Raw genomic sequence first — 21902 nt, forward strand, 5'->3', positions numbered from 1 at the left:
GCACGGTCCAAATGTAGGAGCTGGCTTGCCTGCGATGGCATCAACTGGGTGTACCTGATGCACCGAGTTGTCTGCATCGCAGGCAAGCCAGCTCCTACAGAAAAGCAGATTTGCTTTTGATCTTGATCTGAGCGAACGCGGGTAGTGCAGAGCGGGTAAACCGGCAGGACGCCGTGACCGAAGAAACGGATATGTACACCCGCATGGCGCAGTAATTGCGTCCCCCCCAATCCAACCCCCCAAAAAAGGAGCACCCCCCATGCAACTACGCGCCTTGCGATATTTCCACGAGGTCGCCCGCTGCGCCTCCCTGCGTAAGGCCGCCGAACGTCTTTACGTCACCCCCACCGCCGTCAGCCGCCAGATCGAACACCTGGAACACTTCTTCGGCGCCGCCCTGATTGAGCGCGGCCCCCGCGGCATCCGCCTCACCGCCGAGGGCGAGTGCCTGGCCGAACAAGTCACCTCAACCCTGCGCGGCCTCGACCAGGTACGCGAAGTCATCGCCAGCCGCCAAAGCCAGGTGGCCGGTAACATCAGCATCCATGTGTCAGAAAGTATCGTTTCCACCGTGCTCGCCCCGGTGCTCGCCACCTTCTACCGCGCCCACCCCAAGGTCACCTTCAACATCGTGATCGCCAGCGCCTCGGCCACCCTCGACGCCCTGTGCAGCGGCGAGGCGGACCTGGGCCTGGCGTTCTACCTGCAAGAGCGCGCCGACGTCGAAGTCACCGCCCACTGCCAGTTATGGCACCGGGTGCTGGTCAGCGCCGAACACCCCTTCGCCCAGCGCGACAGCATCGAATTGAGCGAACTGCAAGGCCAGCCCCTGGCGATTCCCGACTCGGCCTACGGCGTGCGCCAGGCCCTGGAAGTGGCGGCAAAAAAACGCGGCGTCACCCTCGAACCGGTGTTCACCACCAGCTCCCTGGAAGTGCAGAAGAGCCTGGCCCGGCAACGGGCAGCGGTGCTGATTTTGCCCCAGGTCGAGGCAGACGTGCGGGACCTGGGCGACGGCCTGGTCGCCGTGCCGATCGCCGATGAAGACCTCGGCCGCATCCGCATCGACCTCTGCGTGTACCGCAACCGCCCCCGCTCGGTGGCGGTGCTCAAGTGCCAGGAAATGCTGGCGGGGGCGATGCAGCGTTGTTCGCTGAACTGAGCCTGAGCCTCAGAAGATGTTGATCGGCACATTGGCGACGAGGCGGAACTCATCGTAGCTGCCGTCAATCTGCCCGCCGCTGGCGCGATGGTTGTAGACGATGGTGCGCAGTACGGTGTTCTTGAGTGTTCCGGACTGAATCACATAGGCCAGCATCAAGCCGTTTTCGTTGTGCTTGGCGCCATCCAGGCTGCGCACGTTGTAGCCGGTGTTGTGGCCGTTGCGGTCGCCATCGTAATGGGTGCCGTCGATGTCCCAACCCTTGGCGTGCCACAGGCTGGCGGTGAGGCCGGGCACACCGTAGGCGGCGAAGTCCAGGTCGTAGCGCAACTGCCAGGACTTTTCGTTGGGGCCGTTGTAGTCCGAGTACAGCGAGTTGGCCATGTAGTTGCCGGTGGACTCCCACACGTAGTCGAAGTATTCGTTGCCGAATACCTGCTGCCAGGCCAGGGTCAGGCTGTGGGCCAGGTGCGTGGCGGTGAAGGCCAGGCTGGCGGCGTTATTGTCGATGTAGCCGAGGTTTTTGTCGCCCGAGTCGCTGGTGTGGTAGTAGTTGAAGGCGGTCTTCAAGGCGATGTCGCTTTTGTCACCGATGCGGTGGGTCAGGCCGACGTAGGTCTGGTCCCACATGTCTTCGAAACGCGACGCGTAGACGCTGGCTTCCAGCCCGTAACCCGGTTTTACCGTGGCTCCCAGGTAGCTGATGCGTGCGCCGCTGTAGGCGCGGTTGCCGAAGGTGGTGGTGAGCTTTTCGGCGCCGGTGCCGGTGCGTGGAATCGCCCGCTCGAAGCTGCCGCCCTGCACCGACAGCCAGTCGAATTCGTTGCTGAACAAGCCCGCGCCCTGGAAGCTGGAGGGCAGGGCGCGGTTGTCCTTGTAACGCAGGATCGGATTGTCGGTCATCAGCCGACCTGCCTTGATCTCGGTGCTCGACAGGCGAAAACGCACGTCGCCCACCCCCAGGCGGCTCCAGGTGGGAATCGCATCGCCGTCGCCGTCCACCAGCACCCGGTCGCCGCCATTGGCCACCTTGCCGTGCCCGCGCTCCAGGTTGACCGCGCTGAAGATCCCCGCATCCACGCCCACGCCAATCAGGCCCTGGGTGTAGCCGGAGCTGTACTTGAGCATGCTGGTCTGCACCCAGGTTTCCCGTACACGCGTGGGCTCGACGCCGCCGGCTTTCTTGATGCTCAAGTGGGTGGTGCGTTGGGTGTGCTGGTTGGAATAGTAGTGGCGCAGGTTCAGGTCCAGGGTGCTGCCTTCGAGAAAGCCCGGTGCGCTGGCCTGGGCGTTTTCCTGGGCGAAAGCCTGGGTGCTGGACGCCAGAGTGACGGCCAGTAAAAGACGTGGATACATGGTAAATCCCCATACAAATCAGACGTAAGGCGACCGTCCCGGCAGGCCCTCAGGTGCTGCCGGTCGGTGGCGAAAAGACGCGGGACAGTGGGAAAAGGTATTCAGCGAACCGAAGCTTCTGTGAGCCGGGTTTCGCGGGCCGGGCTGCCGGGCAGCGGCGGACGGGTTTCCTTGGCGAACCAGGCGGCGGTGAGGCACACCAGGTTGGCGATCAGCAGGTACCAGACCGGCGACATCGGGTCGCCGGTGGTGCCGATCAGCCAGGTGATGATGATCTGCGCGGTGCCGCCAAACGCCGCCACACCGAAGGCGTAGACGATGGAGAAACCGGTGGAGCGCACGGATTTCGGGAAGCTTTCCACCAGCAACACGATCAGCGCCGCGCCACTCATGCCGTGCAGGCCCGAGAGTACCGCCAGGGTCAGCAGGAAGGTCGCCGGGCTTGGGTGCTCGGTCATCAGTTGCAGGGCCGGGAACAAAATCAACAGCACCACCACCCGCGGTGTCATCAGGATCGTACGGCGCCCGAAGCGGTCGCAGAGCATGCCGCCGGCCACCGCGCACACGGCCATCGCTGCGCCGGCCACCAGGGTCGAGAGCATCGAGATGCTGGTGGGCAGCTTCAGTTCGGTGAGGGCGAAGGTGGTCATGTAGTTGAGGAAGTACTGGGTGATGGTGCTGCCGGAAAGGATCAGCAACCCCAGCACCAGTGCGCGCCGGTGCTTGCCGCAGACTTCCCGTACCAGGTCGCCGGTGCTGGTCTGCTCGCCGTGGCCGTGGAAGGTTTCGGCGAGGTTGCGGCGGATGTAGATGCCGATCGGCAACACCAGCAGGCCGAACACGAACGGCACGCGCCAGCCCCAGCTGTTGAGGTCTTCCGGGGACATGACCTTGGTCAGGGTGAACCCTACCAGTCCTGCCACCATGGCTGCGACCCCCTGGGCGACTACTTGCCAGCAGGCGTAGGTCCCGCGTTTGTGGGGTGGCGCCGCTTCGAGGATGTAGGTGGTGGCGGGGCCGGCTTCACCGCCCCAGGCCAGGCCCTGGATCATGCGGGTGAGCACCAGCAGGATCGGCGCCGCGATACCGATGGTCTCGTAACCGGGCAATATCGCGATGCTGCCGGTGCCCACGGCCATCATCACCAGGGTCAACAGCATCGCCGGTTTGCGCCCGACGCGGTCGGCGTAGGCGCCGATCAGTACTGCGCCCAGGGGCCGGACGATAAAGCCGATACCGAACGCCGTGACCGACAGCATCAGGCTGACGAAAGCGCTGTCGGACGGGAAGAACGTGTGGCCGATCATCACCGCAAAGGTTGCGTACACACCAAAGTCGAAAAACTCCACGGCGTTGCCCAGGACCACGGCGAAGATGCTCTTTTTGCCGGCGTCCGGGGACGGTGTTTCGGGTGCGTGATCAGGATCGGATCGTGTCAATTGCTCAGTGTGCATACCAGCCCCTCGATTTTAGTTATAGGTCGTCCGAGCTCCAGGCCAAGAGGGCCCGGAGCTGGCGTGTGGGTGGGCAGTTCTTACAGCGTCAAAAGTCAGGAAGGATTCGGCCAGTGGTGGATTGCGCCACGCCAGCTCTCGTAGGTTTTAGCGATTTGCAGCAGCCATTGATCGGCAAAACGCGGGGCGATCATCTGCAGGCCGATGGGCATGCCATCGGCGGCGAAACCGCAGTTGATCGACAACGCCGGTTGCTCGCCCATGTTCCACGGCACCGTGAACACGATGTGTTCGAACGGCAGTTGCGGGTTGTTGCTCGGTGATGGCCACTCGGCCGGGAACGCATTGACCTGGTTGGTGGGGGACAGCACCAGGTCGAGTTCGGTGAACACCTGCGCGGCGCGGCGGCGCATTTCAAAGGTCTGGTTGAAACCCTTTACGGCTTGTACGCCGCTGATCTCGGCGCCCGGCGCGGCCCAGTCGCGGATGTACGGCAAGACCTTGTCGAACTGCTCGCTGCTCAGGGCCGACAAATCGCCCCACTGGCGGGCGCGCCAGAAATGGTCGAGGCCATCGAGTTGTGCGCGGTCCATGATTGGCGGGATCAGCGTGACCTTGGCGCCGTGGGCTTCGAACAGCCGCGCGGCTTGCTCCACGGCTTCACAGACGAAGCCTTCAGGCTGCATGCCTGCGCCGGGTTCAAGCATCAGGCCGACGCGCAGGCCCTTGACCGAGAGCGGCTGGTTACTCCACTGGGTGGTGAGCGGCGGCAGGCTGGTGGCATCGCGGGCATCGGGGCGGGCCAGGTGTTGCATCAACAGCACGCAGTCGTCGACGGTGCGGGTCATGGGCCCGGCGGCGCGGCCGGTGTAGTACGGGTCGATGGGAATGCGGCCCAGGGTCGGCTTGAATCCCACCAGGCCGCACCAGGCGGCGGGCAGGCGCACCGAGCCACCGATGTCGGTGCCCACGTGCAGCGGGCCGTAACCGGCGGCGGCCGCTGCGGCGGCACCGGAGCTGGAACCGCCGGTGTTGTTGGCGGTGTTCCACGGGTTGCGGGTGATGCCGTGGAAGCTCGACAGGCCGGAAGACAGCATGCCGAAGTCCGGGTTGGTGGTCTTGGCCAGGATTATCGCGCCCGCTTCACGCATGCGGGCTGCGGGCGGTGCGTCCCTGAGGGCCGGGGTCAGGCGGGTAGCCGCGCTGCCGAGGGGAATGGGCACGCCTTCGGTGGCGATCAATTCCTTGAGAGTCACCGGTACGCCATCAAGGGCGCCGTTGGGTTGGCCCTTGTTCCAGCGCTCGGTGGAGGCCTGGGCCTGCTGACGCACCTGTTGCGGGTCGAAGGCATAGAGCGCGTTGATCTGCGGCTCCCAGCGGTCGATGTGGGCCAGGAGTTGGTCGTAGTAGTCGATGGGCGCGAGTTGCCGGCTGGCAAATTGCGCCAGCAGTTCGGCGGCCGTAAGGGTATGCAGGTCAGTCATCGAACGCTTCCTTGTGATGGGCCGGCTGGCTCATGGCGGGTTGCAGTAGGAACGACTATATAAACCCCGGTGTGAAGCGGCCATCACAATCGGTGCAGTTCAGTGTTGCGTTTTTGTGTGCACTGAACCCCGAGGCGCAGCCCCTGGATTATTTCAAAACCTCAGGCGCAGGCGCTTGAGGCTTTTGTCGTACGGATGGAGCGGTGATTGAAGAACGGCTCCTGTCGAGGTGGGTGGTTCGTTCGAGCGTGTGAAGTGTTCCAGGTGGTGAAGTCGAAGCGAGTGACGGAGACTACGTTTTCCTGGATGAGCATGATGGGGGCAGGGTGGCTGTTGTCTGAATAACGCGTGCCCAGGTTGACTTCCAGTGTGTCCTTGTCACGGTAGCCGCTGAGCAGGGGCAGAAGAGTGAAGGTGTGGTCCATTCCTTCTGACTCGGTGGGCATGCCCACGAATACGACAATGCCGACATACACCTTTCGATCGTTCAAGCTGAACATGCAAGGCGTGTACTTCTGGATGGATTCTTTGAGCAGGTATTTGAAAGGCGTGCCTTCAAGGATGTTCAAGGCGAGCCGGCAGTTGAGTTGTTCATCGGATTTCAACTTCAGCTGTTTTTTCTTCGCGTTGACATACAGTCTCGCCCAGAGAGAAGGAATGACCAGGGTGGTCAAACCGGTCTGCAGCCAAAAAACCCAAAGTGCGGCATTCTTTTTGTTGGCAATATCGAGCTCTACCAACAGGGCGCCAAGATAGCTGCCGTAGTCTGCTGCAACCTCACGACCTGCAAATGCCAGAGTCAAGGCACTTGCCAGGCTAGCGACGACCAGGCAAACCAGCCCCAGTCGCGCAACCTGTAGATAGAGTAACTGCCCTTCAAAACGATGCAGCCGGCAGTAGTAATAGGGATGCTTGATACACACCAGATAACCGCTGACCAGTAACGGGAAAATGATCAGCAGGCCCATGAATCATTGGCCTCCATTTTGCGGACTTGGCGAATTGCTTCCTTGTAGGCCTCGGATTCCATGACTTCTTCGGCGGAGACTGAAATACCCCATTCTCCCTCAATCCTCATGGTTCTTTTTGACTTGATGGCTTCCACCGTATCCAAGTCATCCTGAGTCGGCTTACCGGCAAACAACGAATACAATCCAAACATGGCGACGACCTCGAAAAGATGTAGTCGTTTTTATAGCAAGCGGCCTTGACCCCCGCCATTGATGGCCGGCGTGCCAGCGTCGCCAGTTCCCGTAGGAAACGTCTCCATTCACTCCAACGGTCTAAAACGTCGGCGGCGTAATCACCCAGATCACCACCGCATCCACCTTTCCGGGGTTGCCATAGCGATGGGGCTCACTGCTGGGGAAGCTGAAACTGTCGCCTTCAGCCAGCTGAAAATGCCGCTCGCCCACCCATAACTCAAACGTTCCGCTCAACACATAACCCGCCTCTTCACCCTCATGGCTATAGCTCTGCTGGCTATAGGTGCCCGGTGGAAAGCGCGAGTGCAGCATCTCCAATTGATGATTGGGCAGGGGCGTCAGCAACTGGTCGACGATCCCGTCCTCATAGTGAATGCTCTGGCGATTGTTCCTGCGCACCACAAAACCTTCATCCTCCGCTGCCGGCGTGGTCTCACTGGCAAAAAACCACTGGATCGTCACCCCCAGGCTGCGGGCGATGTTGAACAAGGCCGGGATCGACGGGTAGGCGAGGTTGCGTTCCAGTTGGCTGATATAGCCGGCCGTCAATTCGCTCATCTGCGCCAATTCGGTAAGCGTCATGCCCCGGGCCTTGCGCAAGCCGCGGATGCGGGTGCCGAGAAACAGCTGTGGCGGTTGGTCGTTCAAATGTCCCACGCTACTTTCAATCCTTCATAAATCGCCTCTTCGGCGGTACGCGGCGCCAGGCAATCGCCGATCCGCGTGAACGCCACCAGGCCTTCCAGTTCTGCGCCCAGAGTGTCCACCGGCTGGTGGCCCTGGCACAACACCAGGGTGTCGATATTTTCCAGCAGCATCGGCTCGCCGCTGGCGGTGTGTTGCAGGTAGACGGTAGTGTCGTCGCAGCCGTACAAACGGGCGTAAGGGATGATCGGAATGCCCAGCCGATGCAGTTCGCCGGCCAGTTGGTCACGCACGTACAACGGCAGGCTTTCCCCGCAATGGGTGCCGTTCACCGCCAGTTGCACCTGATGGCCGGCACGGGTGAGGCGCTCGGCAATGCCCGGGCCGATCCAGTCGCAACGCCAGTCCACCACGACCACCGAACGGCCCAGTTGCACCTCATCGCGCAGCACTTGCCAGGCATCCACCACCTGTAGCTCGCCGCCGCGTTCGAAGGCCGGCCAGTAGGGCTCGGCGCCGGTGGCGATGATCACCCGGTCAGGTTGTTCGCGTTCCACCAATGCGCGGTCGACGCGGGTGTTGCGTACCACGCGGACCCCGGCCAGTTCCATCTCGCGCTGCAGGTTGGTACTGGCGCCGCCGAACTCGCTGCGTCGGGGCAGTAACTGCGCCAGAAGCACCTGGCCGCCCAATTGGGCACTGGCTTCATACAAGGTCACCTCATGTCCGCGCTGCGCCGCCACCGCTGCCGCTTTCATCCCTGCCGGGCCGCCACCGGCGACCATGATCCGCTGGCGTCGCAGTGCCGGTTGCAGTTGGCCAAACTGCAATTCGCGGCCGGTCTCGGGATGCTGGATGCAGGAGATCGGCAGGCCTTTGTGGAAGTGGCCGATGCACGCCTGATTGCAGGCGATGCAGGCGCGTACATCCTCGGCATGGCCGCTTGAGGTCTTGGCCGGCATGCGTGGGTCGCAGATCAGCGCGCGGGTCATCCCGCACACATCGGCCTGGCCGCGTTGCAGCATCAGTTCGGCTTCCTGGGGCTGGTTGATGCGCCCGGTGACGAACAGCGGAATCGACAGGTGCGTCTTGAACGTCGCCGCTTCTGCCGCCAGGTACGCCGGGGCAATCGCCATGGGCGGCACGATATGGATCGCGCCGCCGAGGGAGGCCGAGGTGCCGGCGACGATGTGCACGTAATCCAGGTGTGATTGCAGCTGTTGCACGGCGGCCAGGGAATCCTCTTCGGTCAGGCCTTCGGGGTCGCGTTCATCGGCAGAAATGCGCAGGCCGATGATGAAGTGCTCGTCGGTTTCGGCACGCACCGTGGCGATGATTTCCCGCAGGAAACGCAGGCGTTGTTCCAGCTCGCCGTTGTAGCCGTCGGTGCGGCGATTCACCCGCGGGTTGAGAAATTGCGCGGGCAGGTAACCATGGCTGGCGACCACTTCCACACCGTCAATCCCGGCCTGATACAGGCGCCTTGCCGCAGCGCCGTAGCCGGCGACGATCTCGTCGATCATTGTCTGGTCAAGGGCGCGCGGCATCACCCGGAAGCGTTCGTTGGGCACCCCGGAAGCCGAGTAAGCCACCGCCAGCAAACCGTCGGCCGACTCCATGATTTCCCGCCCTGGATGGAAAATCTGCGACAGCACCACGGTGCCGTGGGCGTGGCAGGTTTCGGCCAGTCGGCGATAGCCGTCGATGCAGCTGTCATCGGTGGCCATCAGCACATGGGAGGTGTAGCGGGCGCTGTCGTGCACCCCGGCCACCTGCAACACAATCAACCCCACGCCGCCTTCGGCGCGTGCCCGGTGGTAGGCGATCAACTGCTCGTTGACCTGGTTGTCGGTGGGCATCGAGGTGTCGTGCCCGCTGGACATGATGCGATTTTTCAGGCGTTTGCCACGCAGTACCAACGGTTCAAAAAGATGCGGAAAGGCATGGGGCGACATGGTGCGAATACTCCAGGCGCTGTTGTTATTATTTTTCTATAGGAGGTCAGCCTCAGTAAAAAATCAACTTGTTTTTTTACTGGCGACTGGATTAGCGTCAACCACATCACCCACCCGCCTGGAGAATAAAAATGCCTGGGGCCACCGAACGACAGCTGCGCGAAGAGCTTGCCGCCTGCTACCGGCTGATCGCGCACTTTCGCATGAGCGATTTGATTTTCACCCATATCTCGGTGCGTATCCCGGGGCCCGAGCATCACTTTTTGATCAACCCCTATGGGCTGATGTTCGAGGAGATCACCGCCTCCAGCCTGGTGAAGATCGGCCTGGACGGACGTGCGGTCGAGGCTTCGGCCCATGGTGTCAACCCGGCGGGGTTTGTGATTCACAGCGCGATTCACGGCGCCCGCGAAGATGCGCAGTGCGTGCTGCACACCCATACCCGCGCCGGCTGTGCGGTGGCGGCCCTGGAATGCGGGCTGTTGCCGGTGAACCAGATTTCCATGGAGTTCTACGGCAAGGTCGCCTACCACGACTACGAAGGCGTGGCGCTGGACATGGACGAGCAACAGCGACTGGTGCACGACCTCGGCGAAAAGCCGGTGTTGATGCTGCGCAACCATGGTTTGTTGACGGTAGGGGAGACGGTCAGCCAGGCGTTCCTGCGCATGTATTACCTGGAGAAGGCCTGCGATATCCAGATCGCCGCCCAGGCGTGCGGCAAGCTGATCCTGCCGCCTGCGCACGTGTGTGAATACACCGAGCGGCAGTTCAATGAGCCAGGCCGGCCACTGGAAGAGGGCGAACTGGCAGACCCGGACGCCATGCAACTGGCATGGGCGGCATTGCTGCGGTTACTGGATCGGGTGTCGCCGGGGTTCCGGGAGTGAGGTAGAGTCGTCCAGCCGACTCAACCCAAGGACACCGCCTCATGACCCAGGAATCCCGTTTCTCCCGCATGGAACCGGAGTTGCGCAAGGCCAATCTGGTGCAGGCGACGTTGGCCTGCCTCAAGCGCGACGGCTTCCAGGGCGCGTCGATCCGCAAGATCAGCGCCGAGGCCGGGGTGTCGGTGGGGCTGATCAGTCACCACTATTCGGGCAAGGATGAGCTGGTGGCCGAGGCCTATCGGTCAATCACCCGGCAGGTGATGGACCTGCTGCGGGATGCGATGGCCAAGGCGCCGCCCAGTCCGCGGGAGCGGCTGTCGGCGTTCTTCCGCGGCTCGTTCTCCCCCGAATTGCTCGACCCGCAACTGCTGGATGCCTGGCTGGTGTTCTGGGGGGCGGTCAAGACGGCCCCGGCGATCAACCAGGCCCACGAACACTCCTATGGCGAGTACCGCACCATCATGCGTTCGGCCTTGGTGGACATGGCCGGAGAGGAGGGTTGGAAGCAGTTCGATGCCGATTTGGCGGCCATCGCCTTGAGCGCCTTGCTCGACGGCTTGTGGCTGGAATCGGGGCTCAATCCCGGCACCTTCACCCCGGAGCAGGGCATCCAGATCTGCGAAGCCTGGGTCGATGGCTTGCAGTCGGGCGGGCGCAAGCGCTTCCAGATCAAACCCTGAACTGACGATTCCGCGCCGCCTGGACGCAATGTCCGGGCCGGCATTTTCCCCTCGAAAAATATTTGCAGTTACCCGATTGCCTCCTTACTGAACACTCGTTTAGTATCGCCCCATGTCGCACCCCTCAAGCCAATTAAAATAATTCGAGGATTCCATGACTACAGATCCGTCCGTGCTCACTCAGGTGCAGGCAGGTGTTGCCTGGATCACCCTCAATCGCGGCCCCCAGCGCAATGCCCTGGACATCCCGACCCTCAAGCACCTGCATGCCTTGCTGGACGGTTTCAACCGCGACCCGGCTGTGCGCGTGGTGGTACTGACCGGCAGCGGTCGCAGCTTCAGCGCCGGTGCCGACCTTGCCGAATGGGCCGATGCCGAAGCCCGTGGCGCCCTCGAAACCTACGGCTGGACCGAAACCGCCCACGCCCTGATGACCCGCCTGCACACCCTCGACAAACCTACCCTCGCCGCCATCAACGGCACGGCGGTCGGTGCCGGCATGGACCTCACCCTGTGCTGCGACCTGCGCGTCGCCGCGCAATCGGCACGCTTCAAGGCCGGCTACACCAGCATGGCCTACTCGCCGGACGCCGGCGCCAGCTGGCATCTGCCGCGCCTGATCGGCAGCGAGCAAGCCAAGCGCCTGCTGTTCCTCGATGAATTGTGGAGCGCCGACCGCGCCCTGGCCGCCGGGCTGGTGGGCGAAGTCGTTGCCGACGAGCAACTGCATACCCACGTCGCCGAGCTGGCCACGCGCCTGGCCAACGGCCCGACCTTTGCGTTTGCCCAGACCAAAACCCTCATCCGCGAAGGCGCCGGGCGCAGCCTGCCCGAGCAGCTCCAGGCGGAACTCGCCGCCGGCCTGCTGTGTGGACGCAGCGCCGACGGTGCTGAAGCCCTGCGCGCCTCGATGGAAAAGCGCCCACCGAACTTCTCCGGCAACTGATTCCCCTTCAAAACACCCTCGAACGATCGACAGGTAGCGCCATGAATTTCCAGCCCAGCCAAGAACAAGACATGTTGGTGGACGCGGTACGCAGTTTTGTTGCCAAGGAGTTGTTGCCCCACGAGGAGGCGGTGGACCGCGCCGATGAAGTTTCGCCGGAGCTTGCCGCGCAGATTCGTGACAAGGCCATCGCTGCCGGTTTCTATGCCTTCAACATGCCGGAAGACGTCGGCGGTGGCGGCCTGGATTACCTGTCACAGGCGTTGATTGAGCGCGAGTTGTCGAAAGTCTCCTGGGCGCTGCATGTGTTTGTCGCCCGGCCGTCGAAAATCCTCATGGCCTGCACCGGCGCGCAGATTGGCGAGTACCTGTTGCCGTGCGTGCAGGGCAAGAAGATCGACTGCTTTGCCCTGACCGAACCGGGTGCCGGTTCCGACGCCAATGCGATCAAGACCCGCGCCGTGCGCAGCGGTGATGACTTTGTGCTCAATGGCAGCAAGCACTTCATCAGCCACGCCGGCCACGCGGATTTCGCCATCGTGTTTGCCGTTACCGACACCTACGAACACAACGGTCGCCAACGCAATGCCGTGACCTCGTTCCTGGTGGACCGTGGCACGCCGGGCATGACCATTCGCCGGGGGCCAAAATGCGTCAGCAACCGCGGCTACCACACTTATGAAATGTTCTTCGACGACTGCCGCGTACCAGCCTCCAAAGTCCTCGGCGAAGTCGGCAAAGGTTGGGAAGTCGCCAATGCCTGGCTGACCGCAGGCCGGGTGATGGTGGCTGCCAACTGCGTCGGCCAGGCCCAGCGTGCGCTGGACGTTTCCCTGCAATGGGCGGCCGACCGCAAGCAATTCGGCCAGCCCATCGGCACCTATCAAGGCATCTCGTTCAAGCTCGCCGACATGGCCACGCAAATCCGTGCGGCCGAACTGCTGACCCTGAACACCGCCTGGAAAATGGACCAGGGCACCATGACCGACGGCGAGGCCGGCATGGCCAAGTTGTTTGCCAGCGAAGTACTGGGCAAGGTTGCCGATGAAGCAGTGCAGATCTATGGCGGCATGGGTTTGATGGACGAAGGCCCGGTGGAGCGCATCTGGCGCAACGCGCGGATCGAGCGGATCTGGGAAGGCACTTCGGAAATCCAGCGCCACATTATTGCCCGCGAACTGTTGCGGCCACTGTTGCGTTGATCGGGTCGGAGAACGCTTATGTCCCAGGCTATTCGCGACAATCTCAAGCGCCTGCTGGCGCCCCGTCACCTGGTGTTTGTCGGAGGGCGCAGCATGGCCCGTGCCCTCAAGCGCTGCGCCGAGGGTGGTTTTGCCGGCCAGATGTGGCTGGTCAACCCGCAACATGACAGCCTCGATGGCGTTCCCTGCGTGCGTCGCGTGGCCGATTTGCCGTGCGGTCCGGATGCGGTGTTTATCGCTACCAATCGCGAGCTGACCCTGACCTGTGTCGCCGAACTGGCGGCCATTGGCACCGGTGGCGCCATCTGCTACGCCTCCGGGTTTGCCGAAACCGGCGCCGAGGGCCAAGCCTTGCAGCAACAACTGCTCAAGGCCGCTGGCGAGATGGCACTGCTGGGCCCCAATTGCTATGGCCTGCTGGATTACCTGCACAGCTCGGCGTTGTGGCCGGTGGCCCATGGCGGCAAGCCGGTCGAGAAGGGCGTTGCGGTGCTGACCCAGAGCGGCAACTTTGCCTACAACCTGTCCATGAGCGACCGTTCGCTGCCGGTGGCCTATATGGCATCGGTGGGCAACCAGGCGCAGTTGGGGGTTGCCGAGTTGATGGACGTGCTGCTCGACGAGCCGTGCGTTACAGCGATTGGCTTGCACCTGGAAGGCTTGAAGAATGTGCCGGGGTTCGCCCGTGCGGCCCACAAGGCCCTGGAGAAAGGCATTCCGATCATCGCCCTGAAAACCGGGGTGTCACAGATCGGCGCCGAGTTGGCTTTGAGTCATACCAGTTCGTTGTCGGGTTCCGATGCGCTGTACGACAGTCTGTTCGCGCGCCTGGGTGTGATCCGGGTCAGCGGGCCGGTGAGTTTTGTCGAGACCCTGAAGGCGGCGGCCTGCGGTAATCTGCCGGCGGGCAACAGCCTGATCGCCCTGGCCTGTTCCGGTGGTGATGCCGGGTTGATTGCCGACTACGCCGAGCGCAACGATTTGAGCCTGCCGAAGCTCGACGAAGGCCAGCGTGAAGAGTTGGCGCAGGTGCTGCCCAGCTACGCCAACCTGGTCAACCCGCTGGATTTCACCACGGCCATCTGGGGCAACAGCGACGCGCTTAATACGATGCTCGACACGGCACTGCGCACCGAAGCGGATGCGGCAATGCTGGTGCTCGACTACCCGGCGGAATTTACCGGTGAGCGCAAGGAGTGCGACCTGCTGCTGGAGCTGTTTTGCAGTGCGCTGACTCGCCACGGCAAGACTGGCTTTGTCACCTCTGCATTTCCCGAATTGCTCCCGGCCCACGCTCGCGAGCGTCTGCATGCCCAGGGCGTTGCCGCGTTGCAAGGCGTGGAAGATGCGCTGGCGGCCTGGGGCCGGATTGCTGACTATCAAAACAATCGCCGGGCGTTGTTGGCGCGGGGTGAGTCGATACTGGTGCCGCTGTGCCCGCAAGCGCTTGAGCAACACGGACAGTCGCTTGATGAGTGGGATTCCAAGCAGGCTTTACGGGCTTTCGGCCTGACCACGCCAGCCGGTGTCTTGAGCACTCCCGAGCGGGCCATAGCCGATGCCAAAGTGCTGGGTTACCCGCTGGTACTCAAGGCCGTCAGTGCCGACTTGCCGCATAAAACCGAAGCTGGCGCCGTGGCGCTCAACCTGCAGGACGGCTTCGCCTTGACTGCTGCCCTGGCTCATATGCGCGAGCAAATCGCCGCTTATGCGCCGGATGTGCCGTTCGATCAGCTGCTGCTGGAGTCCATGGCTACGCCGCCGCTGGCCGAGCTGATTGTCGGCATCAAGCGCGAAAACGACTTCGGCCTTGCGCTGGTGATCGGCGCTGGTGGAATCCTTGTGGAGTTGCTCAAGGACAGCCGCAGCCTGCTGTTGCCGACCACCGACGACGCAATCCGCAACGCCTTGCTCAGCCTGCGCAGCGCCGCATTGCTGCAAGGCTTTCGCGGACGCGAAGTGGCCGACATGGAAGCTCTGGTGGCGGCGATTCGTGCGGTGGCCGACTACGCCTGCGCCAACGCCGGGCAATTGCTGGAACTCGATGTAAACCCATTGCTGGTCAATGCCCGGGGCGCCACGGCGGTCGATGCATTGATCCGTCTCGCCCAGGCGTGAAGGAGATGACGATGCAAAGCAAAACCTTGACGGGCGGCCAGGCCCTGGTGCGATTGCTGGCCAACTATGGTGTCGACACGGTGTTCGGGATTCCCGGCGTGCACACGCTGGAGCTGTATCGAGGCTTGCCGGGCAGCGGTATTCGGCATGTGCTGACCCGCCACGAGCAGGGCGCCGGCTTTATGGCCGACGGTTATGCGCGGGTCAGCGGCAAGCCGGGCGTGTGTTTCATCATCACCGGGCCGGGGGTGACCAACGCCGCGACGGCGATCGGCCAGGCGTATGCCGACTCGATTCCGTTGCTGGTGATTTCCAGCGTCAACCACACCGCCAGCCTCGGCAAGGGCTGGGGCTGCCTGCATGAAACCCAGGACCAGCGGGCGATGACCGCGCCCATCACTGCGTTTTCGGCAGTAGCGTTGAGTGCCGAGGATTTGCCGGAGTTGATCGCGCGGGCCTACGCGGTGTTCGACAGTGAGCGACCGCGCCCGGTGCATATTTCGGTGCCGCTGGATGTACTGTCGGCGCCGATCAAACGGGACTGGAGCAATGAGGTGGTGCGCCGTCCCGGGCGCGGTTTGCCATCGGCTGAAAGTCTTGATCAGGCAGTGGCAAAACTGGCCGCGGCCAAGCGCCCGATGATCATTGCCGGTGGCGGTGCGCTGTTGGCGGCCGATGCCTTGCAGCGCTTGAGTACGCAGTTGGCGGCGCCGTTTTTCAGCAGTGTCGCCGGCAAGGGATTGTTGCCGGTGGAGCATCCGCTGAATGCCGGTTCGACCCTGTGTGTCGAGCCCGGCTGGCAGCTCATCGCCGAGGCGGATGTGGTGTTGGCCATCGGCACCGAAATGGCCGATACCGACTTCTGGCGTGAACGCCTGCCGATTAATGGCGAGCTGCTGCGGGTGGATATCGACCCGCGCAAGTTCAACGATTTCTATCCTTGCGCCGTCGCGTTGCACGGTGATGCCCAGCAAACGACGCTGGCTTTGCTGGAACGCTTGCCAGCCACGCCGCGCAACGCGGATGCCGCCACCGCTGCGGTCGCGACGTTACGCCAGGCAGTCAGCAGCGGCCATGGTCCGTTGCAACGCATTCACCAGGCGATTCTCGACCGCGTGGCCGCCGAGTTGCCGGCCAATGCCTTCATCAGCAGCGACATGACCCAACTGGCTTACACCGGCAACTACGCCTTTCCCAGCAACGCCACCCGCAGTTGGCTGCATCCCACCGGCTACGGCACCCTGGGCTATGGCCTGCCGGCCGGTATCGGCGCCAAGTTCGGCGCACCGCAACGGCCCGGCCTGGTGCTGGTGGGCGACGGCGGCTTTCTCTACACCGCCCAGGAACTGGCCACGGCCGTGGAAGAACTGGACAGCCCGCTGGTGGTGTTGCTCTGGAACAACGACGCCCTGGGGCAGATTCGCGACGACATGTTGAACCTGGACATCGAACCCATCGGCGTACTGCCGCGCAACCCGGACTTCGCCGCCCTGGCGCGGGCGTTCGGCTGCACGGTCAGCGAGCCACAGAACCTGGATGAGCTGCAGACGGATTTGCGTAACGGTTTCAAGCGCAACGGCGTGACCTTGATCGAGTTGAAGCATGCCTGTGTGAACCTTTAGAGGAGCAACACCATGAGCGAAAACAACAACAAAATGACTCAAGCGATGCACCGGCGGGACTTCCTCAAGCACAGCGCCGTAGCCGGTGCCGTGGCCGCCGCGTTTTCCATGGGCCTGCCGCTGCAGGCCTTTGCCGAGGAGGCCACGCCCAAGCCGGGCGGCGTGCTGCGCATGGGCCTGGCCGGCGGCAGCACCACCGACTCCCGCGACCCGGGATCCTGGGTCGACACCTTCACCTTCGTCGGCTTTTCGGCGGTGTACAACACCCTCACGGAAATCGCGGTGGACGGCAGCGCCATCCCCGAATTGGCCGAAAGCTTCGAGTCGACGCCCGACGCGCGCACCTGGACCTTCAAGCTGCGCCAGGGCGTGACCTTCCATAACGGCAAAAGCCTGACCGCTGACGACGTGGTGGCCTCGATCAACCATCACCTGGCAGCCAACTCCACCTCGGCGGCCAAGACGGTGATCGGCGATGTGGCCAGTGTCAGCGCCAAGGGCAGCGATGCAGTGGTGTTCGAACTGCACTCGGGCAATGCCGATTTCGCCTATGTGGTCGCCGATTACCACCTGGTGATCATGCCCGCCAAGGACGGCGCCGCCGACTGGCAGGCCGGGATCGGCACCAGCGGTTATCGCCTGAAAAGCTTCGAGCCGGGCGTACGCATGGACCTGGAGCGCAACCCTGATTACTGGAAGCCGGGCAGGGGACACTTCGCCAGCGCCGAGCTGTTGGCGATTGCCGACGGCGCAGCGCGGGTCAATGCGCTGGTCACCGGGCAAGTCGACGTGATCAACAAGGTCGACCTGAAAACCGTAGCCCTGCTCAAGCGCAATCCCACGCTGGTCATCGAAGAAACCAAGGGCGCCCAGCACTACACCTTCCCGATGTTGTGCGACAGCAACGAGTTCAAGAACAACGACATCCGCATGGCGATGAAGCATGCGATCAACCGCGAAACCCTGCTGGCCTCGGTGCTGCATGGCTATGGCCTGGTGGGCAACGACCATCCGATCCAGCCGGGCAGCCGCTTCATCAACGCCGCCCTGGAGCAGCGCACCTACGATCCGGACAAGTCGCGATTCTACCTGCGCAAGGCCGGTGTGGAGTCGCTGAAGGTGCGCCTGCAAGCTTCCGATGCCGCCTACACCGGCGCGGTGGATGCTTCGGTGCTGTTCAAGGAGCAGGCGCGCCAGGCCGGGATTGATATCGACGTGGTGCGCGAGCCGGCGGATGGCTATTTCTCCAACATCTGGATGAAGCAGCCGTTCACCACCTCGTTCTGGTACAGCAGCCTGACTGCCGACCGCATGTTCAGCATCGGCTACGCCAAGGGGGCGGCGTGGAACGAAACCCATTGGGATAACGACCGCTTCAACCAGTTGCTCAACGCAGCGCGAGGTGAGATGAACGCGCCGCTGCGCCAGGAGATGTACAACGAAATGCAGAGCCTGTGCCGGGACGACGGCGGGGCGATTGTGCCGTTGTTCGCCAGCTCCGTGGCGGCCCGCTCGAACCGCGTCAGCCATGGACCGCTGACGGCGCCGTATGGGGAACTGGATGGGTTGCGGCTGATCGAGCGGTGGTGGCAGGCGTGAAGATTCCAGATACGCCACAAATCAAATGTGGGAGCGGGCTTGCTCGCGAATGCGGTGGGTCAGTCTCTATCTGTATTGGCTGACACACCGCTTTCGCGAGCAAGCCCGCTCCCACATTGAACATTTGTCGCCTTCGAGAACATGCCCTACTCATGAGAACCGAACATGAATAGCCTATTCAAACTGGTACTCCAACGCCTCGCCCTTGGCCTGCTGTCGTTGTTCGCCGTCTCGGTGATCATCTTCCTGGCGGTCGGCATGCTCCCCGGTGATATCGCCCAGGCCATGCTCGGCCAGTCCGCCACGCCGGAAACCATCGCCGCCTTTCGCGCCCAACTGGGCCTGGACCTGCCGCCCCTGAGCCGGTTCGTGCAATGGCTGCTGCGCCTCCTGCACGGCGACCTCGGCGCTTCCCTGGCCAACCAGCGGCCCATCGCTGAACTGATCGGCGCACGCCTGGGCAACACCTTGCGCCTGGCGGCACTGGCGGCGTTGGTCTCGGTGCCCCTGGCGCTGGTGCTGGGGATGCTCGCCGCGCTGTACCGCAACAGCTGGTTCGACCGCCTGCTCAACACCTCGGCCCTGAGTGCGGTGTCGTTCCCGGAGTTCTTCGTCGCCTACCTGCTGATCCTGGTGTTTTCGGTCAAGCTGGGCTGGTTTCCCAGCCTGTCCAACCTGGCGCCGGATGCCTCATTCGCCACCATTCTCGAACGTTCGGTGTTGCCGGTGGCCACCCTGAGCCTGGTGGTGATCGCGCAGATGATGCGCATGACCCGCGCCTCGCTGATCAACCTGCTGGCCAGCCCGTATATCGAAATGGCCCGGCTCAAGGGCATCAGCCAGTCGCGGATTATCTGGCGCCACGCGTTGCCCAATGCCCTGGCGCCCATCGTCAACGTGATCGCGCTCAACCTCGCGTACCTGGTGGTGGGCGTAGTGGTGGTGGAAGTAGTGTTTGTCTACCCGGGCCTCGGCCAGTTGCTGGTGGACTCGGTGTCCAAGCGCGATATCCCGGTGGTGCAGGCGTGCAGCCTGATCTTTGCCGCCACCTACATCCTGCTCAATACCGGCGCCGATGTGCTGTCCATCGCCACCAACCCACGCCTGATGCATCCCAAGGGGTAGACCATGAGCCTTCTCAGACAACTGGCCCGGGCGCCATTGAGCGCGAAGTTCGGCCTGCTGGTCATCGTGCTGTACGTGCTGGTGGCGTTATTTGCGCCGGTGCTCGCACCTTACGGGGAAACCCAGGTGGTGGGTGACGGGTTTGCGCCCTGGAGCGGCCAGTTCCTGCTGGGCACCGATAACCTTGGGCGGGACATGTTCAGCCGCCTGGTGTATGGCGCGCGCAACACCCTGGGCATCGCTTTTTTGACCACGGTGCTGGCGTTTTTGCTGGGTGGTTTGAGCGGCTTGATAGCCGCGATCAAGGGCGACTGGGTCGACCAGGGATTGTCGCGGGTGGTGGATATCCTGATGGCGATCCCGCAACTGATCTTCGCCTTGCTGATCCTCAGCGTGGTGGGCACCAATGCCACCTCGCTGGTGCTGGTGATTGCACTGCTGGATTCGACCCGGGTGTTTCGCCTGTCCCGGGCCGTGGCGATGACCGTGGTGGTGCAGGACTTCGTCGAAGCCGCCCGGCTGCGTGGGGAAGGGCTGTGGTGGCTGGTCACCCGCGAAGTGCTGCCCAATGCCGCCGCGCCATTGATTGCCGAGTTCGGCCTGCGGTTCTGTTTCGTGTTCCTGTTTATCAGCGCGCTGTCGTTCCTTGGCCTGGGCATTCAACCGCCCACCGCCGATTGGGGCAGCATGGTCCGCGACAATGCGGTGCTGATTACCTTCGGCGACATCAGCCCGTTGCTGCCGGCCCTGGCGGTGGCGTTGATCACCGTCAGCGTGAATTTTGTCGTCGACTGGATGCTGCATAAATCCAGCGGCCTGAAGGAGTGTTGAGGATGGACAAGCCACTGCTGGAAATCCGCAACCTGCAGATTGAAGGGCATTACGAAGACGCCTGGCATCCGTTGATCAAGGGTATCGACCTGACGTTGCAACGGGGTGAGGTACTGGGGCTGATTGGTGAGTCTGGCGCGGGTAAATCAACCCTGGGCCTGGCGGCCATGGGCTTTGCCCGCGACGGTTGCCGCATCACCGGTGGCTCGGTGTGCTTTGACGGCATTCAGCTGCTGCAGGCCAAACCCGAAGCCTTGCGCAAGCTTCGAGGACTGCGGATTGCCTACGTTGCGCAGAGCGCCGCCGCGTCGTTCAACCCGGCCCACCGGCTGATTGACCAGCATGTGGAAACCGCCGTGATCAATGGCGGTATCAGTCGCGCCCAGGCTGAACGGGATGCGGTGGAGTTGTACCGCGTGCTGCGCCTGCCCAATCCGGAAACCATCGGTCAACGGTATCCGCATCAGGTGTCCGGCGGGCAACTGCAACGGGTGATGACCGCCATGGCGATGGCCTGCCACCCCGACCTGATCATCTTCGACGAACCCACCACCGCCCTCGACGTCACCACCCAGATCGAAGTGCTGGCGGCGATTCGCGATGCGGTGAAAACCTTCGGCAGTGCCGCGCTGTATATCAGCCATGACCTGGCGGTGGTCGCGCAGATGGCCGACCGCATCATGGTGCTGCGCCACGGCAAGCTGGTGGAGGAGGCCGAGACCCGCGCCATGCTCAGCGCCCCGCAGCAGGACTACACCAAATCCCTGTGGGCGGTGCGCAGCTTTCGCACCGAACCCAAGGCCTGTCCCCAGCAGCAGATGCCGTTGCTGGAAGTGCGTCAGGTGTGCGCCAGCTACGGGCATCAGCCGGTGCTGCATGACGTGTCGATGAGCTTGCATCGCGGCCAGACGTTGGCGGTGATCGGTGAGTCCGGCAGCGGCAAAAGCTCCACCGCACGCTTGATTACCGGGTTGCTGCCGGCTACGGCGGGGCAGGTGCTGTATGACGGTGAAGCGTTACCGGCGGACTTTCGTCGGCGCAGCAAGGAGCAGTTGCGACGGATCCAGATGATCTACCAGATCCCCGATACCGCGCTGAACCCGCGCCAGCGCATCGTCGACATCATTGGCCGGCCACTGACCTTCTACCTCGGCCTCAAGGGCAAGGCCATGCGCGCCCGAGTCGCCGAGTTGCTGGAGATGATCGAGCTGGACCCGGCCACCTTCATGGAGCGTCAGCCCCGTGAGCTGTCCGGCGGCCAGAAGCAACGTATCTGCATCGCTCGCGCCCTGGCGGCCGACCCACAATTGATCATCTGCGACGAAGTGACCTCGGCCCTGGATCAGTTAGTGGCCGAAGGCGTGCTGAAACTGCTCAACCGCATTCAGCAGCAGTTGGGCGTGGGCTACCTGTTTATCACCCATGACGTGGCCACGGTGCGCGCCATTGCCGACGAAGTGGTGGTGATGCAGCGGGGCAGGGTGGTGGACCAGGGCAGCCGCAGCGCGATCTTCACCCCGCCGTATCAGGACTACACCGGCCTGCTGTTTTCATCGGAGCCGGAAATGGACCCCGACTGGCTCGACCATTTGCTGGCCGAACGGGCCGCGCTTACTTCTTGAGGAGTT

General features: G+C 63.0%; 18 protein-coding genes. 11 read left to right on the forward strand and 7 right to left on the reverse strand.

Annotated elements, in window-relative coordinates:
• The first annotated feature begins 259 nt into the window (after positions 1-259).
• A complete protein-coding gene (locus HYE77_RS09990) occupies positions 260-1162 on the forward strand; it encodes a LysR family transcriptional regulator (RefSeq protein WP_003208975.1) in 903 nt (300 codons plus the stop codon).
• A gap of 9 nt (positions 1163-1171) precedes the next feature.
• Here HYE77_RS09990 and HYE77_RS09995 read toward each other — a convergent pair whose 3' ends face one another.
• The 7 genes from HYE77_RS09995 to HYE77_RS10025 all read right to left on the reverse strand — a co-directional run bounded on the left by HYE77_RS09995 (position 1172) and on the right by HYE77_RS10025 (position 9261).
• Positions 1172-2518, reverse strand: coding sequence for an OprD family outer membrane porin (locus HYE77_RS09995; RefSeq protein ID WP_177068736.1), 1347 nt, complete (start codon positions 2516-2518; stop codon positions 1172-1174).
• 101 nt (positions 2519-2619) lie between these two features.
• Positions 2620-3972: a citrate-proton symporter gene (locus HYE77_RS10000; protein WP_256347167.1), complete on the reverse strand. Its 1353-nt coding sequence runs from the start codon at positions 3970-3972 to the stop codon at positions 2620-2622.
• A 95-nt stretch (positions 3973-4067) separates the two neighbouring features.
• On the reverse strand, positions 4068-5456 hold the full coding sequence (locus HYE77_RS10005) for an amidase (protein ID WP_087694889.1): 1389 nt from the start codon (positions 5454-5456) through the stop codon (positions 4068-4070).
• A 161-nt stretch (positions 5457-5617) separates the two neighbouring features.
• Complete coding sequence (locus tag HYE77_RS10010; protein WP_177068737.1) at positions 5618-6424, reverse strand: hypothetical protein; 807 nt, start codon at positions 6422-6424, stop codon at positions 5618-5620.
• Positions 6412-6618, reverse strand: coding sequence for a hypothetical protein (locus HYE77_RS10015; RefSeq protein WP_063028939.1), 207 nt, complete (start codon positions 6616-6618; stop codon positions 6412-6414). The genes HYE77_RS10010 and HYE77_RS10015 overlap by 13 nt, the downstream gene beginning before the upstream one ends.
• 121 nt (positions 6619-6739) lie before the next feature.
• Positions 6740-7318, reverse strand: coding sequence for a helix-turn-helix domain-containing protein (locus HYE77_RS10020; RefSeq protein ID WP_023658720.1), 579 nt, complete (start codon positions 7316-7318; stop codon positions 6740-6742).
• Complete coding sequence (locus tag HYE77_RS10025; protein ID WP_177068738.1) at positions 7306-9261, reverse strand: FAD-dependent oxidoreductase; 1956 nt, start codon at positions 9259-9261, stop codon at positions 7306-7308. Before HYE77_RS10025 ends, HYE77_RS10020 begins: the two co-directional genes overlap by 13 nt.
• Positions 9262-9392: 131 nt before the next feature.
• Here HYE77_RS10025 and HYE77_RS10030 point away from each other — a divergent pair, with 131 nt between their 5' ends.
• The 10 genes from HYE77_RS10030 (at position 9393) to HYE77_RS10075 (ending at position 21896) form a co-directional block, all read left to right on the forward strand.
• On the forward strand, positions 9393-10151 hold the full coding sequence (locus HYE77_RS10030) for a class II aldolase/adducin family protein (RefSeq protein WP_177068739.1): 759 nt from the start codon (positions 9393-9395) through the stop codon (positions 10149-10151).
• A 41-nt stretch (positions 10152-10192) separates the two neighbouring features.
• A complete protein-coding gene (locus HYE77_RS10035; RefSeq protein WP_003208961.1) occupies positions 10193-10831 on the forward strand; it encodes a TetR family transcriptional regulator C-terminal domain-containing protein in 639 nt (212 codons plus the stop codon).
• A 154-nt stretch (positions 10832-10985) separates the two neighbouring features.
• Positions 10986-11777 carry an enoyl-CoA hydratase/isomerase family protein gene (locus HYE77_RS10040; RefSeq protein WP_177068740.1) on the forward strand — a complete coding sequence of 264 codons (792 nt, stop codon included), beginning with the start codon at positions 10986-10988 and terminating at the stop codon, positions 11775-11777.
• A 41-nt stretch (positions 11778-11818) separates the two neighbouring features.
• Positions 11819-12979: an acyl-CoA dehydrogenase family protein gene (locus HYE77_RS10045; RefSeq protein ID WP_008436052.1), complete on the forward strand. Its 1161-nt coding sequence runs from the start codon at positions 11819-11821 to the stop codon at positions 12977-12979.
• A gap of 18 nt (positions 12980-12997) precedes the next feature.
• Positions 12998-15097 carry an acetate--CoA ligase family protein gene (locus HYE77_RS10050; protein ID WP_177068741.1) on the forward strand — a complete coding sequence of 700 codons (2100 nt, stop codon included), beginning with the start codon at positions 12998-13000 and terminating at the stop codon, positions 15095-15097.
• Between the two features lie 11 nt (positions 15098-15108).
• Entirely contained in the window at positions 15109-16719 is a 1611-nt protein-coding gene (locus tag HYE77_RS10055) for a 5-guanidino-2-oxopentanoate decarboxylase (RefSeq protein WP_008436054.1), read from the forward strand.
• Positions 16720-16731: 12 nt separating this feature from the next.
• Positions 16732-18318 (forward strand): ABC transporter substrate-binding protein, encoded by a 1587-nt coding sequence (locus tag HYE77_RS10060; RefSeq protein ID WP_177068742.1) that lies wholly within the window; start codon positions 16732-16734, stop codon positions 18316-18318.
• Between the two features lie 165 nt (positions 18319-18483).
• The gene (locus HYE77_RS10065; protein WP_008436056.1) at positions 18484-19443 is read left to right on the forward strand and encodes an ABC transporter permease; all 960 of its coding nucleotides are present in this window, start codon (positions 18484-18486) and stop codon (positions 19441-19443) included.
• A gap of 3 nt (positions 19444-19446) precedes the next feature.
• On the forward strand, positions 19447-20274 hold the full coding sequence (locus tag HYE77_RS10070; protein ID WP_177022041.1) for an ABC transporter permease: 828 nt from the start codon (positions 19447-19449) through the stop codon (positions 20272-20274).
• Between the two features lie 2 nt (positions 20275-20276).
• Entirely contained in the window at positions 20277-21896 is a 1620-nt protein-coding gene (locus tag HYE77_RS10075; protein WP_177068743.1) for an ABC transporter ATP-binding protein, read from the forward strand.
• The last annotated feature ends 6 nt before the right edge of the window (positions 21897-21902 follow it).

The sequence above is a fragment of the Pseudomonas sp. IPO3774 genome (assembly GCF_013386835.1).
In the GTDB taxonomy this organism is placed as follows: Bacteria; Pseudomonadota; Gammaproteobacteria; order Pseudomonadales; family Pseudomonadaceae; genus Aquipseudomonas.